Annotated in this window: 15 protein-coding genes; 2 read left to right on the forward strand and 13 right to left on the reverse strand. The window is 54.1% G+C overall.

All coding sequences use genetic code 11. The features are described 5' to 3' along the window. Positions 1-59: 59 nt before the first annotated feature. From RBT11_13675 to hemE, 6 genes are all read right to left on the reverse strand, one after another. Entirely contained in the window at positions 60-440 is a 381-nt protein-coding gene (locus tag RBT11_13675) for a DUF86 domain-containing protein (protein MDX9787828.1), read from the reverse strand. After that, the gene (locus RBT11_13680; GenBank protein MDX9787829.1) at positions 433-723 is read right to left on the reverse strand and encodes a nucleotidyltransferase domain-containing protein; all 291 of its coding nucleotides are present in this window, start codon (positions 721-723) and stop codon (positions 433-435) included. Before RBT11_13680 ends, RBT11_13675 begins: the two co-directional genes overlap by 8 nt. Before the next feature lie 212 nt (positions 724-935). Beyond that, positions 936-2,336 (reverse strand): protoporphyrinogen oxidase, encoded by a 1,401-nt coding sequence (hemG, locus tag RBT11_13685; protein ID MDX9787830.1) that lies wholly within the window; start codon positions 2,334-2,336, stop codon positions 936-938. Positions 2,337-2,353: 17 nt separating this feature from the next. Beyond that, positions 2,354-3,310 (reverse strand): ferrochelatase, encoded by a 957-nt coding sequence (hemH, locus tag RBT11_13690; GenBank protein MDX9787831.1) that lies wholly within the window; start codon positions 3,308-3,310, stop codon positions 2,354-2,356. A 19-nt stretch (positions 3,311-3,329) separates the two neighbouring features. Then, on the reverse strand, positions 3,330-4,697 hold the full coding sequence (hemN, locus tag RBT11_13695; protein ID MDX9787832.1) for an oxygen-independent coproporphyrinogen III oxidase: 1,368 nt from the start codon (positions 4,695-4,697) through the stop codon (positions 3,330-3,332). 91 nt (positions 4,698-4,788) lie between these two features. Next, on the reverse strand, positions 4,789-5,835 hold the full coding sequence (hemE, locus tag RBT11_13700) for a uroporphyrinogen decarboxylase (GenBank protein MDX9787833.1): 1,047 nt from the start codon (positions 5,833-5,835) through the stop codon (positions 4,789-4,791). Between the two features lie 262 nt (positions 5,836-6,097). Between hemE and RBT11_13705 the strand changes: the two genes are divergently transcribed. Then, complete coding sequence (locus tag RBT11_13705; protein MDX9787834.1) at positions 6,098-6,496, forward strand: GatB/YqeY domain-containing protein; 399 nt, start codon at positions 6,098-6,100, stop codon at positions 6,494-6,496. A 9-nt stretch (positions 6,497-6,505) separates the two neighbouring features. On the opposite strand, the gene RBT11_13710 is transcribed toward RBT11_13705, so the two are convergent. Further along, on the reverse strand, positions 6,506-6,679 hold the full coding sequence (locus tag RBT11_13710; protein ID MDX9787835.1) for a hypothetical protein: 174 nt from the start codon (positions 6,677-6,679) through the stop codon (positions 6,506-6,508). 357 nt (positions 6,680-7,036) lie between these two features. On the opposite strand from RBT11_13710, the gene galE reads away from it, so the two are divergent. Then, entirely contained in the window at positions 7,037-8,032 is a 996-nt protein-coding gene (gene galE / locus RBT11_13715; GenBank protein MDX9787836.1) for a UDP-glucose 4-epimerase GalE, read from the forward strand. Between the two features lie 81 nt (positions 8,033-8,113). On the opposite strand, the gene RBT11_13720 is transcribed toward galE, so the two are convergent. Genes RBT11_13720 through RBT11_13745 form a run of 6 tightly spaced genes read right to left on the reverse strand, consistent with a single transcriptional unit; the run spans position 8,114 to position 17,303 of the window. Continuing rightward, on the reverse strand, positions 8,114-9,325 hold the full coding sequence (locus tag RBT11_13720) for an ABC transporter permease (protein MDX9787837.1): 1,212 nt from the start codon (positions 9,323-9,325) through the stop codon (positions 8,114-8,116). Beyond that, positions 9,325-10,041 (reverse strand): ABC transporter ATP-binding protein, encoded by a 717-nt coding sequence (locus RBT11_13725; protein MDX9787838.1) that lies wholly within the window; start codon positions 10,039-10,041, stop codon positions 9,325-9,327. The genes RBT11_13720 and RBT11_13725 overlap by 1 nt, the downstream gene beginning before the upstream one ends. Next, complete coding sequence (locus RBT11_13730; protein MDX9787839.1) at positions 10,038-11,351, reverse strand: efflux RND transporter periplasmic adaptor subunit; 1,314 nt, start codon at positions 11,349-11,351, stop codon at positions 10,038-10,040. The genes RBT11_13725 and RBT11_13730 overlap by 4 nt, the downstream gene beginning before the upstream one ends. Beyond that, positions 11,348-12,844: a TolC family protein gene (locus RBT11_13735; protein ID MDX9787840.1), complete on the reverse strand. Its 1,497-nt coding sequence runs from the start codon at positions 12,842-12,844 to the stop codon at positions 11,348-11,350. The genes RBT11_13730 and RBT11_13735 overlap by 4 nt, the downstream gene beginning before the upstream one ends. A gap of 49 nt (positions 12,845-12,893) precedes the next feature. After that, positions 12,894-16,034: a multidrug efflux RND transporter permease subunit gene (locus tag RBT11_13740; protein MDX9787841.1), complete on the reverse strand. Its 3,141-nt coding sequence runs from the start codon at positions 16,032-16,034 to the stop codon at positions 12,894-12,896. A 3-nt stretch (positions 16,035-16,037) separates the two neighbouring features. Next, positions 16,038-17,303 (reverse strand): efflux RND transporter periplasmic adaptor subunit, encoded by a 1,266-nt coding sequence (locus tag RBT11_13745; GenBank protein MDX9787842.1) that lies wholly within the window; start codon positions 17,301-17,303, stop codon positions 16,038-16,040. Positions 17,304-17,334 lie beyond the last annotated feature (31 nt).

Consider the following 17,334-nt stretch of genomic DNA (forward strand, 5'->3'; position numbering starts at 1 on the left):
TATCTTTTTTTTGATCCCCTTCTTTTTTTCTTCTCTCCCCCCCCAAAAAAAATGGTGTCTCATTTCTGGTGTTCGATGTCTCTGATGATTTGGGTGATCGTTCCCGATAGTAGACTCATATTGTCTTTACAGACGCTGTAGATGGCTTCGGCGTTCACATCAAAATAGTGGTGGCTGATAATATCCCGTAACCCTTTGGCCTTTTTCCATTCTATTTGGGGATATCGGGGAAGGAACTTATTGTCCGTTATTTCATCAAACTTTTTTAAGCTCTCACCAATGGCAATCAGTTGCATACAAATGGCGTCCAGTTTTTCCATACCCGCATCGGAACTTGTGAAGTCTTCAGGTGATTTGATGGGCGCAGACCTCCTTAAAACTGTTTGGGCCGCTTGGCGGATTTGGATTAAAATTTCAAGCGCCAGTTCCCTATCAAACATAAATCGCCTCATTGTCGATTCGACGTTTCAAGAAGGGATTCATTTTTTGGCGATAGCTCACGATATCCACCGGGCAGTTTAGCCTTTCTTCAAGATCCTGTTTGATCCCGATCAGGTCAAACAAATCTTGCCGTTCCAGTTCAACAACGATATCGACATCGCTTTGAATCGTGGAAGATCCTCTTGCCACGGAGCCAAAAATACCGATCCGCCGAATAAGATATCCACTGCTGTTGCGTTCTTTATATTGCTGCAAATTTGTTAGTATTTCGTTTTTGTTCATGTGTGGCCCTTTGATAGTGCGCCAAAGAACATCTGGTAATTCCACTATTACTTACAAAACATCGCTTTGTTTCAGCTTAAGCGAGTCAGCATGGGATATTGTCGGGTTTTGACCATAAGGTGATCTTTTCCCCGGCGCATATGTATATCACAAGGATTCATAAAAGGAAAAATGATATCATGAGACGGGTTATTTTTTAGGGTGTCAAGTTTTCATTGTTGACAGCTTATTAGTGACCCCTTTCTTACTATCCGCTGATAAACAGATTCCGAGTTTTTGACGCAATCGCCGACCGAAATGCCCCCGCGAAAATTACCGCTCAAAAAGATGCCGGGATGCTCGGTTTCAAATCGTTCAAAATACCGCTCATGCTCGATATATCCGAGCGTATACTGAGGAATGGCCTTGGACCACATGCGCTCACGAACGAATAAAGGTGCTTCCTCGATATTCATGATTTCCTTGAATTCATTTAACACTGTGTGGAACAGCGTATCCGCGTCGGTGTCAAAAAGATGGGGCGATCGAGCACCGCCGACGAACAAGGTAAAGGCGGCAACCTCTTCCGGTGCCCGGCCGACAAAAATCGTGGAGGTCCAGATGGCGCCCAGAAAGGTTTTATTTTCCTTTTCCGGTATCAGAAAACCAAACCCGTCCAGCTCCCTTTTGACGGCTGCTTTTTTAAATCCCAAAAAAAGAACCTTCACGGGCGGGTAGTAGATTTGGTTAAGATGCCGGCTAAGGGTGGTATCCATCGGTTCGAATATAGCTGCGGCCCGATAGGCCGGAATCGCCGATAATACGATATCCGTATCCATCTCCATCGCGTGTTGGTTTTCAAGGTATCGCACCTTGAACCGGTGGTTGAACGGGACGATTTCCCGTACGTCGCACCCATATCGAACCGCTTCCCCCAATTTACCGGCAATGGCGACGGGAAGCGTCTGCATGCCGCTGCGAAAGGAAAACATGCGAGCGGTTTGCTTGGAGGTTTCACCGCTTGCTTTCCGTTCCTTTGCGCCCTTTATCATGCCCTTGATCAGCCCGCCGTAGAGCGTTTCAAGCCGGTAGAGTTTGGGAAAAGCGGATTGAACGCTCAGCGAATCCGGATTTCCGGCAAACACGCCGGCAACAAAGGGATTGATGGCGTAATCGAGAAACTCTCGTCCCAGGCGTCTGCGGACAAACTCGGAAACGCTTTGGTAATAGCCGTCCGCTGATTTGCCGATAAAGGGTTCGGCCAGCAGCCGGAGTTTGGCTTTTGTGGAAAATAGCTTGGTTTTAAGAAAAGCGGCCGGTCCCATGGGAAGGGCCATAAGCTGATTATGTTTCAATATGTATCGCCGGTTGCCGGACTCATTGGCATAAATCAGTTCCTGTTTCAGCCCCAGTTCGCGTACCATTCGGCCGATCAGCGGTGTGGTTTCGAGTCCGCTGTTAGGCCCGTAATCAATGAGGCAATCATTTTCGCGAACGGTTTCCATGGTGCCGCCGGGGGCAGATTTAGCCTCAAGAACCGTTATCTCAAATCCGTCCCCATGAAGCCAATACGCCGCCGCCAGCCCCGATATGCCGGCGCCCAATACCGTGATGTGAATGCTCTTTTTTTTCATTATGGAACGCACTTCTTCTATTTGATGGTTGCCAGAACTATGTCTTTGAGCGCTGCGATGAAGGTGGTTGAGGCGTTTAATCCCGTCATGACCCGGTAGGTTTCAATGCCGAGCCGTTCCGCCACCTCCCGGTATTCCACATTCAATTCAAACAAGGTTTCGATATGATCCGATACGAAACTGACCGGAACGATCAACAGGTGCTTGTTGCCTTGGGTGGCCAGTTTCTCGATCATTTTTTCGGTGGACGGCTCGAGCCATTTCACCGGCCCGACCCTGCTTTGAAAGCACAGGTGATGGGGGTGCGAATGCCTGCGGGCCGTCATAACGCCATCCACAGTTTTTTGTATCTGCCGGCTGTAGGGATCGCCTTCTTTCACGAATCGAACCGGCGTGCCGTGAGCGCTGAACACGATTTGAATTTCACCGCGCGCGGCTTCCGGAAACGTTTGAATCGTTTCATCGATCCGTTCATTGATCGCCGCGATATATTGCGGGTGATCAAAATAGTCCGACACATAGTTCAACGCGGCAACGTCCCCGGAATAGACTCTTTTCCACTCGTTAAAGGCTGATCCCGTGGTGGTGATGGAGTAATGGGGATAGAGCGGCAGCAATACGATTTTCTCAAAGCGGTCTGCTGCGACCTTTTCGGCAGTCTCGTGGATGAACGGGTGCCAATAGCGCATGGCCGTGTAGACCCGGGCGCCGGGGTTTTCCACCTGCAGTGCCTCTTGAAGCAGCCGGCGTTGTGCTTCGGTCCATTCATTGATCGGTGATTTGCCGCCGATTTGGCGATACCGCGCCATGACTTTCGGCGCCCGGCGTTTGGAAATGAATTTGGCGAAGAGCCGCTGGCCGAAGGGAATCCGGAAAATGTCGGGATCACTGAAGAGGTGGCATAAAAAGGGTTCGACGGATTCCAAGGAATCCGGCCCGCCGAGGTTCATTAAGACAACCGCATATGCGTTCATAAACAATATTTTTTCCCCGTTAGACCGTTCTGGAATATTTGGCGCTATCTTGCTGGCGCTCGATAAATCCGTCAAAATTCATCGCGATATTGCGAATCAGCAGCCGTCCCATCTCCAAAACGATTATTTTACGATTGTCGATCCGCAGCAGGTGATCTGCCGTCATCTCCCTCAGATTGTTCAACCCCCAGCGAAAATACGTCTCAAAATGAATTCCGAACTTTTCCTCCACGGCGCCGAAATCCAATTCAAAATCGCACATCAAGCGGGTGATCACCCATCGGCGCAACACATCGTCGTCCGACAACACAATCCCTTTGGCCGTGGGCGGCACCCCCTTGTCCAGCGCTGCGAAATATTCCGCTTCGGTTTTGACGTTTTGCGCATAGATGCGGCCAAACTGGCTGATGCTGGTAATGCCCATGGCGTAGAGATCCGTTCCGGCATGCGTGCTGTATCCCTGGAAATTCCGGTACAATCGTTTTTCCCGGAGCGCCACGGCCAGTTCGTCATCGGGTTTTGCAAAATGATCCATGCCGATAAACACATAACCGGCGGCAATCAACTTTTCCGTGGCCATTTTGAGAATATTCAGTTTTTCTTCCGGCGACGGCAGGTCTGACTGGCGAATGGCCCGCATGTGTTTTTTCATCCAGGGTACATAGGCGAAATTAAACAACGCGATGCGATCCGGCGAAATGTCGATCACGCCGTCGATCGTTTTTTCAAGGCTGAAGACGGATTGAAAGGGAAGCCCGTACATCAGATCCAGGTTGAAACTGTGAAAGCCCAGCTCGCGAACCCACGCAATTGCCCTGCGCGTGATGTTCTCGGGCTGAATCCGATTGACCGCCTTTTGCACCTTTTCGTTAAAGTCCTGCACGCCCATGCTGATTCGGTTGAAACCGGCGGCTCGCAGCGCCGCCAGATGGTTCCGGGTCAGCTCCCGGGGATCAATTTCGCAGCTCGCCTCCACCGCGTCCTGAAAATTGAAGCGGGTGTGAATATAGGCGCTCAGATTCGAAATTTCATCCGGGGTCAGATGCGTGGGGGTTCCGCCGCCCCAGTGAAGCTGGGACACCTTTCGGTCCGGCGACAGGTGAGGCCGTATCAGATCGATTTCTTTTTTTAAGTAGTTTACATAATGACCAATGCGTTCCCTATTGCGAGTGACGATCATGTTGCAGCCGCAAAAATAACAGAGCGTATCGCAAAACGGTAAATGAAAATATAAAGACAGGTCCGGCGGGTTTGCCGCGCGATTGGTGTCGGCAATTTCCTTTAGAAAATCCTGATGGGTGAACGTATCGGAAAATTGCGGCGCCGTGGGATAACTCGTATAGCGTGGCCCCGGTTTATCATATTTTTTGATTAAAGTCAGATCCATATCAGTTAAGATGATTCCCCTTTGTCCTTGATTCCGGCGTATCGCCGTGCGGCTTTCCGTTGTCGTCGTTATGCGGATACCGTGGCCGCTGCTAGTGATACATCGCGCTTTCCGTTTGAACGAAGGTTACCAGGGATTTTAAATTCTCGGGTGGAATATCCGGCAGAATCCCATGCCCCAGATTAAATACATGCCCCGTGCCGTGGCCATAAGCGTCCAAAACCCGTTTTGCCTGTGCCTCGATGGTTGCCGGGTCGGCGTAAAGCACGGTCGGATCAAGGTTTCCCTGAAGCGCGACCCTGTGCCCAATCTGCGCCCGGACCATGCCGATGTCGGCGACCCAGTCCAGGCCGATGACATCGGCGCCACTGTCGGCCAGCAAGTTGAAATCGGAGTGAACGCCCTTGGCGAATAAAATGACGGGTTCATCGGTCCGGCGAATCTGAGCGATTATTTTTTCCATATATTGCAGGGAAAAGGTTTTGAAATCGTCGTAGGCCAGAAGCCCCCCCCAGGTGTCGAAAATCTGAACCGCGTTGGCGCCGGCTTCAATCTTTGCAGATAAAAAGAGGGCCGCCGCATTCGCAATTTTATCCAAAAGCGCATGGGCAAGTTTGGGGTCATTATAGATCAAGCTTTTAACTTTTGAGAAATTTTTCGAGCCCTGTCCTTCCACCATATACGCCATCAACGTCCAGGGTGACCCGCAGAAACCGATGAGCGGTACTCGCCCGGCCAATTCCCGCTTTGTCAATGCCACGGCATCTAGAACATATTTTAGCTCAACCGTCGGATCAATGTCTTTCAACATTTTTGCGTCCGCCCGGGTTCGAATGGGATGAGGAAACACCGGGCCCCTTCCCTCATACATTTCAAGTTCCATTCCCATGGCTTGGGGTATCACGAGAATGTCCGAAAAAATAATGGCGGCATCCACCCCGATTAAATCCACCGGTTGAAGCGTGACCTGCGCGGCCAGCTCCGGCGTTTGACACATGGTGAAAAAATCCGCTGTTTCCCGCACCGCTCTGTATTCCGGCAAATAGCGACCGGCTTGACGCATTACCCATATGGGCGTTCTTTCAACCGGTAACCGTTTACACGCGCGCAAAAAGAGATCGTTTTTTAGATGAGTCACTCACTTTTCTCCTTGATTTCCTTTTTTCCCTGAGCTGTAATTCAAATCGCAGCACCTTATTAATGCTGATATATGAAGATACGCGCTTTTACAACACCAACTAACCCCATTGCTGCGTAACGGAAGGGGGAAAATGTTGAACCAACTGATTTAAAAATTCTTTTATATTCTGAAACCATCATGTAACGGTTTCGAAAATGACCATGAACATCGGCGCCAACCATAAATTGACGGTGATTCTAAAAAAAATAAAGGGGATTGCGTGACACTTCAAGAGAAAATCAAACAGGACCTGGCCGGAGCGATCAAAGCAAGGGATGAAGAAAGAAAATCAGCCATTCGGGTGATTCTCGGGGAGTTCAGCCGGGGTGGTAAAAAAGGGTTGCCCGACGATGAAGTCATCGCTATTCTAAAAAAATTGATTAAGTCCGAACGGGAAGTGTTGCAGCAAAAGGGGGCGCTGCCGGATTCCCCTTTTATCGGCGTTGTTGAGGGCTATCTGCCGCAAATGGCCGCAACCGAAGAGATCGCAGCCTGGATTCGGTCCAACATCGATTTTTCCCAATTTCAAAATAAAATGCAGGCCATGAAGCCGGTGATGGCGCATTTTGGCTCACGGGCGGACGGCAATGCGGTCAAAGACATTTTGAAAGAAATGTAAGCCTGCCGGTTAATTTGAAAGCGCATATTTCCCGTGGGTCATGCACAGTTTGATGTATTTTCTTTCAGCGTCCCGATAATCTTCCTCGGAATAATGATTTATGTTTTCAGGGATTCGAAAAGATTTCCGGTAATGGAGCATCAGGGCTTTGATGCCCTGTTCACATGGCGCGAATTTTTCCATATTATTACCTCATTTTGCCCGCGAGACCCTTTTCGAGCAACCGAAAAATTAAACGCATGGTTTTCTTTCCCGTGTCGATAAGGTATGGTTAAGCAAGAGGCGTGCCCATTTTTTAAGAAACTTAATGGCATAAAAAAAACAATGGGTTATTTAAAATACTGCGACATATTTTCAGTATTTGTGAAACCAACGCCATATAGTTGTGGCATTTGTTTCACAGGTTGAGAAAATTAATGGTTTTCAACCGGGTGATAAAACTTTTTTCCTTTACGGAAGGGGTTGTGTTTAACCGCTGTTTGAGTTAAAAAATCTTTTAAAGATCGGACTGTTAATTAAATATAGGGTGGAGGATGAGGTATGGCGGATCGGGCCATTTTAGTGGTGGGCGGTGCCGGTTATATCGGGACGCACATGGTCAAGGCGCTGTTGGCGGCCGGCCATCGGGTGGTCATTTTGGATAATCTTTCCACGGGGCATCGGAATCTTGTCGTCGGCGGGGAGTTTATTTGCGGGGATTTGAGCGACCCCATAGTTTTGAATCAGCTTTTTTCACGGTATGCTATCGATGCGGTTATGCATTTTGCCGCGTTTTCCCTGGTGGGGGAATCCGTTCGTAACCCCCTTGCGTATTACCGCAACAATCTTGCCGGCACCTTATCGCTGCTTGAGGCCATGGTTCGACACAAGGTCCTGCGGTTTATATTTTCCTCAACCGCGGCGGTTTATGGCGAGCCGACGACCGTTCCGATCACGGAAGATCAGCCGTGCGCGCCCACAAACCCCTATGGCGCGACCAAAATGGCCGTTGAGCGGCTGCTTCAAGACTGCGAAGTCGCTTATGGCTTAAAATTTATGAGCCTTCGATACTTCAACGCAGCGGGTGCAGATCCCGCTGGCCTGATGGGTGAACGGCACCAGCCCGAATCCCATCTGATTCCGCTGGTGCTTAAAACCGCATTGGGTGAATTGCCGCATATTCAAATTTTCGGTACCGCTTACCCGACGCCGGACGGCACCTGCGTGCGGGATTATGTGCATGTCTGTGATCTGGCCCGGGCGCATTTGCTGGCCTTGAATGCCCTTTTGGACGGCGGCGCCAGCACGGTGTACAACCTGGGAAATTCAAAGGGCCACTCCGTGCGGGAGGTCATCGAGTTGAGCCGGAACATCACGGGGCGCGCGATTCCGGCCGTTGAGACCGGCAACCGGGCCGGTGATCCGGCCGTCCTGGTCGCGGCTTCCGATAAAATCAGAAGAGCGCTGGGATGGCATCCCGAATATGAAAGCCTGGAGACCATCATTCGGACGGCCTGGCATTGGCATTCGCGGGAGCATGATGCAACCGGTGGTTAGCGCAAAACATTGCCTAACCCGGTTGCGCTGGAAGCTAATGTTTATTCGGCTGACAGATACTGTAACGCCGGCGCAAGGCCATTACTCATGCCGCAAGGCTTCGATGGGATCCAGACGGGCGGCTTTTCTGGCCGGGAAAAAGCCGAAGATGACACCCACGGCGCCGGAAAACAAAAAAGCAAGGGCCACGACACCCGGATTCCAGATAAAGGGTACATCCAGCACCCGCGTGCCGAAGGCCGCTGCCGATAGGCCGAGCGCGATGCCGGCCAGCCCGCCGAAACAGGACAGCACCACTGCCTCCACCAGAAACTGCAAGAGCACTTCCTTTTCAAGCGCGCCGATGGCGAGCCGAATACCAATCTCGCGGGTCCGCTCGGTCACCGATACGAGCATGATATTCATGATGCCGATGCCGCCCACCAGAAGGCTCACGGCTGCCACCGCGCTTAACAATGCCGTGAGAATGCGGGTGGTGCCGGTCAGCGTGGCCAGAATTTCCTTCATGTCCCGAACATTGAAGTCATCCTCCTTGCCACCCACGATTCGGCGTCGCTCCCGCATCAACCGCTCGATATCGCCCTTCACTTTTTCCGTTGAGACCCCGTCTCTGGCGGATACATAGATAACACTGACTTCCGTATTTCCGGAAATTCGGCGGTGAAAAATTCGAATGGGAACCAGCACCAAATCATCCTGATCTGAGCCGAAGCTCGATTGGCCTTTGGATTCCAGAACCCCGATGACCTGACAGGACAGTTTCTGAAGCCGAATGGCGGCGCCCAGCGGATTCTCGGAGCCGAAAAGCTCCTTGGCAACAGTGGCGCCTATAATGCAGACCGCTTTGCCGGATCGCATTTCTGCCTCGGTAAAGGCGCGACCGGCCGAAAGCGGCCAGTCGCGAGTCTTGAGAAAGTCATTGGTGGTGCCATTTATGGTGGTGGACCAGTTTTGATTCCCGAATATGGCTTGAGTCTTTGTGGCATCGGTCGGCGCTACGGCCACCAGGCCGTCAATTTCCTTGGCGATGGCATTGGCATCCGCCACCTCGAACATAGCGGCGGTGGAGCGGCTGCCGCCGGGTCCGTGAAAACCCTGACCGGGCCTGATTTGGAGCATATTGCTGCCCAGTTTCCCGATATCGGCGGCTACCTGCGCGGTGGCGCCTTTTCCCACGGTGACCATGGTGATTACAGCGGCCACGCCGATCACGATGCCGAGAATGGTAAGGGAAGATCGCAACACATTGCGCCGAATCTCCCGTTGCGCCAGCAGTATCGTTTCCCACAACATCAGCGGACATCTCCGGTTTGAGAGCCGTGATCGATCAGGCCGTCTCTGAAATGAATGCGCCGGCCGGCGTAAGCCGCCATATCCAGCTCATGCGTGACCATGACGATGGTCAATCCGCGTTCGCGGTTTAAGTCGGTTAAGAGATTCATGATTTCCCGGCTTCGGGCGGAGTCCAGATTGCCGGTGGGCTCGTCGGCCAACAGCACCTTGGGCTCGGTAACGATCGCGCGCGCAATGGCCACCCGCTGCTGCTGGCCGCCGGAGAGTTCGCCTGGCGTATGGGATTCCCATCCATTAAGGCCGACGGCGGCTAAGGCGTTACGGGCGCTTGCATGTCGTTCAGCAAGGGGGACTTTGCGATAAATCAGCGGCAATTCCACATTCTCAAGTGCCGAGGTGCGGTTAAGCAAGTTAAACCCCTGAAACACGAAACCGAGATAGTGGCGGCGCAGAATTGCCCGTTGATCCCGGGACAGCTTTCCGACATTGACGCCGTTAAACAGGAATGCGCCGGTTGTAGGTGTATCCAAACACCCCAATATGTTCATGCAGGTTGATTTGCCGGAGCCGCTCGGGCCCATCACCGCCACGAATTCCCCTTGCGCAATGGTTAAATCGACCCCGCCCAGCGCTCTCACCGCGGCATGGCCTTCGCCATAGATTTTGCTGACCCGTTCTAGTCGAATCAACGGGGTGTTCCCTGGTTCCGGCGTCATGGTTTCTCACTCACGGCATCGACGATGACTTCCATGCCAGGCATAATATCGCCCGTAAGGATCTGCGTCATGATGCCGTCCGTCAAACCGGCTTGAATCAGTAAGGGAACGGGTTGCCCTTTTTGCTCGACCCAGACGCGGTGCGGTTTCTTTTCAGCGGATGATTCAGACCGTTGTTTTTCCCCGGAACGTCTCGGCCTGGGAAAGAGTTTCATCATAATACCGCCTTGCGGCGCCGGAACGTCTTTCGGGTCGGACGGTGGGCTGAATCTCAGGGCGGCATTGGGTATCAGAAGGGTCTTTTTAACCTCCTCGACCACGATATCCGCGGTCGCTGTCATGCCGGGTCGGAGCGATAGGTCGGTATTGTCCACATTGAGAATCGTCTCATAGGTGACCACACCGGTGGTCGTACTGCCTTCGGTGGCTCTGGCCCCATAGCGCACTTGGGTGATTTCGGCGGGGTAGGTGCGTTCCGGATAGGCATCCACGGTAAAGCTTGCCTTTTGGCCGGCACGTACCCGGCCCACATCCGCCTCGTCCACATCCACATGCAGTTCCATATGGGTCAGATCTTCCGCCAGCGTAAAAAGGACCGGCGCCTGCAAAGAGGCGGCCACGGTTTGGCCGGGTTCCACCGAGCGCACCAGCACAATGCCGTTGATGGGAGAGAGAATCATCGCCTTGGATAAATCGGTTTCATTTAGCTCCAAAACCGCCCGGGCCTGATCGACTGATGCCATGGCGGCGGCTTCATCGGCAAGTGCACGATCCAGCGTTGCGCGAGCCGTATCCAGATCCTGCTTGGAAACGGCCTTGCGTTCGCTTAATTTTGCCAGGTGGGTCAGTCGATCAAGCTGAGCGCGCGCTTCCGTGATCGTTGCCCGCACTTGCAACACCTTGGCCTTGGCGGCTTCCACGGTGGCCCTGGATTGGAGAACCTGTGCCTGAAGTTTGGTCGTATCCAGCCGTGCCAGCACCTGACCGATTTTGACATGGTCATTATAATCAACACCCACGGTGTCGACGATACCGGACAACTCGCTGCCCACATCCACTTGATTGGTTGGCTGCAAGTTGCCGGTGGCCGTAACCGTCACCGTCAAATCACCGGTTGTCACAGGCCGGGTCATATAACGGGTGCTCGTCGTATTACGGTCCATGTGCCATCGGATACCGATCCATGCGAGTACCAGCACCATAACTCCCCAGAAAAGCCACTTTTTCAGCCGGGTGCCACGGCGTTTCGGGGCCCCCGGTTCAAGGGTTTTAGCGATGTCGTCGTGAGCGTTTGTTTCCGTATTCTTCATGGTGTTTCACCTGATAAGCTTGATGCTACGTCAGACCCTTCGTCCAACGGCGTCCATCCGCCCCCGAGTGCCTTGTAAAGGCGCACCAGGTTGGCGGTGACGGTTCTGTTGCTAAGGGCCAAGTTATCCTGAAAGGACAACACGGCGCGTTCGTTGATAAGCACATTGCTGAAATCCACCAGCCCGGCCATATATCGATCCCTGGAAAGCGCCGTTGCAAGTTGCGCCGCTTCGGTTGCGGCGATGAGTGATCGGCGTCGATGTTGTTCCTCGGCATAAGCGGTGAGAGCGTTTTCCACTTCCTCTAGTGCGGCAAGGAGGGTTGATTCGTGTTGAATAAGAGCCTGCTCTTGAAGCGCGGAGTTCACCGCGATGTTCCGACGGATGGCGCCGGCGTCAAACACGTTCCATGAAATGCCCGGGCCGATGCGCCAGGTTCGGGAGTCGGTGTTCAGCACATCACCGGTTGAAATCGATTCAAGCCCGATGGATCCGGAAAGCCTGAACTTGGGGTAAAGATCTGCCACTGCAACCCCGATTCGGGCCGTTTGGGCAGCCAGGCGGCGCTCAGCCCGACGAACGTCCGGACGTCTGCGAAGGGCTTCGGCCGGCACGCCCACGGCTACCGATACCGGCGGCACCGGAATGGGTTTGGCTTCGGATAGTGCGTCATGAACCGCGCCGGGTTGCATGCCCAGCAACACCGCCAATCGGTTTTGAGCCGCTTCCAGACCGGTTCGAAGGGTCGGCAATTCCGAGCGGCTGCTTTCCAGGTTATAAAGGGCCTGTTGCACGGGAAGCTCGTCACTCAGGCCCGCCTCGAACCGGGAACGGGTCAGACGGTACGTTTCCTCTTGCGTTTTGATATTGGCCTCGGCCACGCGCAGGCGTTCCTGAAACGTTCTGGCTTCCAGGTAATTTAGAGCGGTTTCCGCCACCAGGCTAACCAGAACATCGTAAAGATCCTCCGTGATAGCGGCCAGATCGGCATCGGACGCCTCAATCGAGCGCCGAACCCCGCCGAACACATCCAATTCCCACCCCGCGTCAAAGCCCACCGCATAGAGCTCGCTTTCCCTGCCTGAGCCGCTGTTTTCACTGCTTCGACTCTTGGTTGCCGAAGCAGTGGCATCCAGCGCGGGAAATAAAGCCGCCTGGCTGATGCCTCTTCCGGCCCTGGCTTCACGAACCCGCGCGCGGGCCTCGGCCAGATCGAGATTATTTGTTACGGCACCCGTGATCAATTCGGAAAGAACCGGATCATCGAAGCGCGTCCACCATGAGGCGATTGATACCGGGTCTATAGGGCCGGCGCTGAGTCCGTTTTGAAGGGCGGTGTGCCAGGCATTCGGCGCTTTGGCGGCGGGAGGGGTGTAATCCGGTCCCACGGCGGCGCATCCGGCGAGCCCCATCAGGGTCAGTCCCGCCAGCAGTCCGCACAATGGCTTGAGTCCGGGAGGACTTATTTCGTTCATGGGTTCGTTATCAGTCATTTCTCTCTGTTTCATTACGCTTTTAACGGCATGTTAAGGCGTTCGATAATCAGCCGGATGCCTGGTTTCCCCGATGCCTCCGATGTCTTCGCGCTGAGATTTTCTCGCGGGAAGTCTGCACGGCGGCATAGAGACCCGGAATTAAAAAAATCCCAACCAATGTTGCCGCCAACATACCGGCAAACACGGTCGTTCCGATTGCCCGTCTGCTGTTGGCGCCTGCGCCCGTGGCGATGACCATGGGTAGCACGCCGAAGATAAAGGAAAAGGCGGTCATCAACACGGCCCGGTAACGAATCCGGGCGCCGATCGCCGCTGCCTCGGCAATGGACTTGCCGGTTTCCCGCTGGGTTTTGGAAAATTCAACGATCAGAATCGCGTTTTTGCTCGCCAAGCCCACCAGCAGCACCAACCCTATCTGAGCATAGATACTCAAGTCCAATCCGCAGATCCATAGACCGGCCAACGCGCCAAGGGTGGCCATTGAAATCGAGACAATGATGGTCAACGGTATGGTCCAGCTTTCGTACTGTGCCACCAGAAAGAGGTACCCGAAGAGCAATGCAAGCGCAAGCAAAACCGGCGCCTGGCCGCGAATGGCTTGTTCCTGATAAGAAAGCCCGCTCCACTCAAACGCATATCCTTCCGGCAATGTTTTTTCGGCAATGTCAGCCATGGCCGCAATCGCCTGCCCCGAGCTGAATCCCGGGGCCGGCTCGCCGTTGATTTGGGAAGAAAGAAATTGATTATAACGGTTCACGGACTGCGGCGCGAGTACCGTGGATATATTCGCCAGGGAGCGCATGGGCACCATCGCCCCGTCATCGCTGCGCACATAGAGCTTTTTGATATCTTCCACCGCGTCACGATGGGGCGCATCGGCCTGCACCTTGACCTGAAACACCCGGCTGTAAAGGTTGAAATCATTGACATAACGGGAACCCAGTTGCGCCTGCAATGTCGAAAATACACGGGTGACCGGCACCTTGAGGGTTTCGGCCTTGGTTCGATCCAGATCGATGAAAATTTGCGGTACATTGGCCGAATAAGTCGAAAAAACCGCCTGTAGGGTCGAATCCTGATTGGCGGCCACCACCAGGGCGCGATTCACTGCGGCGAGTTCCTGCGGGGTTTTTTCGCCAATGGCTTGAAGTTGAAAGTCAAACCCGCTGGTGCGTCCCAGCCCTCGAATGGCCGGTGGTCCGAACGCGACAATAGTGGCGGAGGGAACTGCATTCAACTGGCGCCGTACATTGCGCAGAAGCCCTTCAATCTGCCGTTCCGGTCGATTCCGCTCATTCCAGGGGGTCAACACGACCACGCAGAGCCCTAAATTTTCGCCCGTACCACTGAGAAGGCTGCGCCCGCTGACCGCAATGACATCGGCCACGCCGGGAGTTTGGTGGAGTATTTCCGAAACCTGCTGCATCACGCCATTGGTGCGCGCGAGCGCCGAACCGTCCGGCAGTTGCACATTGACATAAAAAGAACCAAGATCTTCCGCCGGCAGAAAACTCGACGGCCGGTTGACGAACAGATAGGTGTTGGCGAAGAAACCGAGCAGAAAAATAAAAAGAACAATGGAAAACCGGCGGACCAACCGCGACGCCACGGCCACATACCCGTTGCGGGAGGCGATAAGCACCTTGGAAAACCATGATAGGGGCCCGCGCCGAATGGGCCGGGGCGGTCTCAGGAGGGTGGCGCAGAGCGCGGGGCTCAATGTCAGGGCATTGATCGCCGAGAGCACCACCGCCGTGGAGATGGTTATCGCAAACTGCTGGTACAATTGACCGGCAATGCCAGGCATAAATCCTACCGGCACGAACACGGCCAACAACACGAGGGTTGTGGCAATAATCGGGCCGGTCACTTGTTCCATGGATTTAACAGCCGCAGTCTTGGGGTCGAGTCCTTCTTCCTGCATCAGGCGTTGCACATTTTCCACCACCACTATGGCGTCATCCACCACCAGGCCGATCGCCAGAATCAGGGCGAATAGCGTCACCGTGTTGGCGCTGAAGCCCACGGCAAACAGCACGGCAAAGGTGCCCACCAGGGACACGGGGACCGTGAGGGTCGGAATCATAGTCGAGCGCCAGTCCTGTAAAAACAGATATGTCACCCCCACCACCAGCAAAAAGGTAATGGAGAGGGTTAACGCGATTTCCTCGATTGCGGCCCGAACATACTTGGTGTTGTCGTACACGGGGCGATAGGCGATATCTTCCGGAAAACGGGCGGAGAGCCGCTTCACCTCGGCTTCCACAGCCTGAACGGTTTCAAGCGCGTTGGCACCGGAGGTCCGGTAGATCGCCATGTTGATGGTCGGAGCGTTGTTCAGTCTCGATTGTGAGGCATAGGACAGGGCGCCGAGTTCCACCCGGGCCACGTCCCGAATTCGAACGGTGCCGCCGCGGGCATTGGTATGAACGATGATATTTTTAAAATCCTCGACATCCTTTAAACGGCCCTTGGCCTGCATGGTAAACTGGAGTTGTTGCGTCTCCTTAACCGGCGCCGCGCCGATGGCGCCTACCGAGGCCTGAATATTTTGTTCACGAACGGCTGTTATAATGTCGTCGGCTGTAAGACCGAGGGAGGTCAGTCGATCGGGATACATCCAGATGCGCATACTGTATTGTTGTTCCCCGAAAATAACAGCCTCGCTGACCCCCTTGATGCGCGTTAAGGCGTCCTTAACGTTGATGCCGACATAGTTGCTGAGGAATAGGTTGTCTCTGGTTCCCTTGGGTGAAAAAAAGGCAAAAACGGCCAGCATATCGGAAGATCGCGTGCGAACGGACAGGCCTTGATCCGTCACATCGACCGGCAGTTTGGGAACGGCTTGTTGAACCCGGTTTTGAACATTGACCTGAGCGATATCGGGATCGGTTCCCACCGCAAAGGTAATGCTCAGACTGTAGGAGCCATCATTGGCGCAAGTGGCGGACATATAGAGCATATCGTCCACGCCGTTAATTTCAGCTTCAAGCGGCGCGGCCACGCTGTCGGCCACCACCTGGGCATTGGCTCCCGGATAAGTGGCTCTCACGTAGATTTCAGGCGGCGTGATCTCCGGGTACTGGGCAATCGGAATGTTCAGTAAAGCCAACACACCGGCCAGGGTGATGACGATCGATACAACGAGCGCCAACCGGGGCCGATCGATGAAGATGCGGGATAACATGCCTCATTCACCCCTTTGGCTGATGTCGGAAACGGGATCCACCCTTTGGCCGGGCCTTACTTTTTGGGTGCCCTGTACAATAACCATCTCACCCGCCACCAGTCCGGATTCCACCGACCAGTCGGCGCCGATTGTTCCCCCGGTCGTAATCCGGCGTTGCTGCACCTGGCTACGGGCGTCCACGACCAGCACATAACGGCCCTCCCGGTCTTCCTGCACAGCAGCCTGGGGCACTGCGGGCAGGTGTTTGCCCGTTTTACAGGTCAATTGCACCGTCACATACTGACCGGGCAGCAAGGTGCCTGCCGCATTGTCAAACACCGCGCGAACGGCAATGCTTCCGGTGCCCGAATCCACCTGATTGTCCATGAAATCAAATCGACCTGTTGCGGGGTAAACGGTTCCGTCCGGCAATCGAATACGAGGAATGAGGCGGCAGTCCGCCGAATCCGCGGTCTCGTTATGGACGTCGGCGCTGATACGGACAGAATCGAAATCGCTGATCGAATAGACCACGCGGATGGGATCAATCTGGACGATTCTGGCAAGCGGTTCGGACCCGGGGCCCACCAGATTTCCCCGCGTGTAGGCGGTGCGCCCGATCCGGCCGTTGATGGGCGCTTTAATCCATGTATATGCCAGATCTATCTCGGCTTGTTCAAGGCCGGCTTTGGCCTCTTGAAGTTTAGCTTTAGCCTGAAGTTCCGTGCTCAGCGCCGTATCCAGGTCGGTGGCGGATACCCCGCCGGATCGCACGGTTCGGAGCCGCTTCAGGTATTGACTGGCCTTGGTGAGGGCGGCCGCGGCATCGGCGACTTTGGCTAAGGCCTCGTTCACCCTGGCCCGATAGGGGGCTTGCTCAATCACATAGAGTAAATCACCGGCATGAACCTCGCCCCCCTCCTTAAACTTCACCTGCTCCAGAACCCCTTCCACCCGGGCGCGCAGGTCTACGGCCTGAATCGCCTCCACACGGCCCACATAGTCATCGGGTGGGTTCACCTCTTTTTCTACGACCGTTGTGACCGTGACTACCGGCGGACGGTCCTGGCTATCTTTCTTTGATTCGGCTAACGCCGTATCGGAAAACCATAAAATGGAAATCGCCAGTGCATGGAATGCGAAAAGAAACAGACAGAAAAAAAAACTTTGCCCTGAATCATGGTCCCGGCCCGGTTTTCGGCGCGCGAACTTGTAGGGGCGAACCCTATGCTCGCCCTTCGTGATAAGGGCAAACACAGGGATCGCCCCTACGGGATTTTCATTCATTGCGGCAGTACCTTTCCGATGGGGGGCCGTT

The organism is Desulfobacterales bacterium (assembly GCA_034003325.1).
In the GTDB taxonomy this organism is placed as follows: Bacteria; Desulfobacterota; Desulfobacteria; order Desulfobacterales; family JAFDDL01; genus JAVEYW01.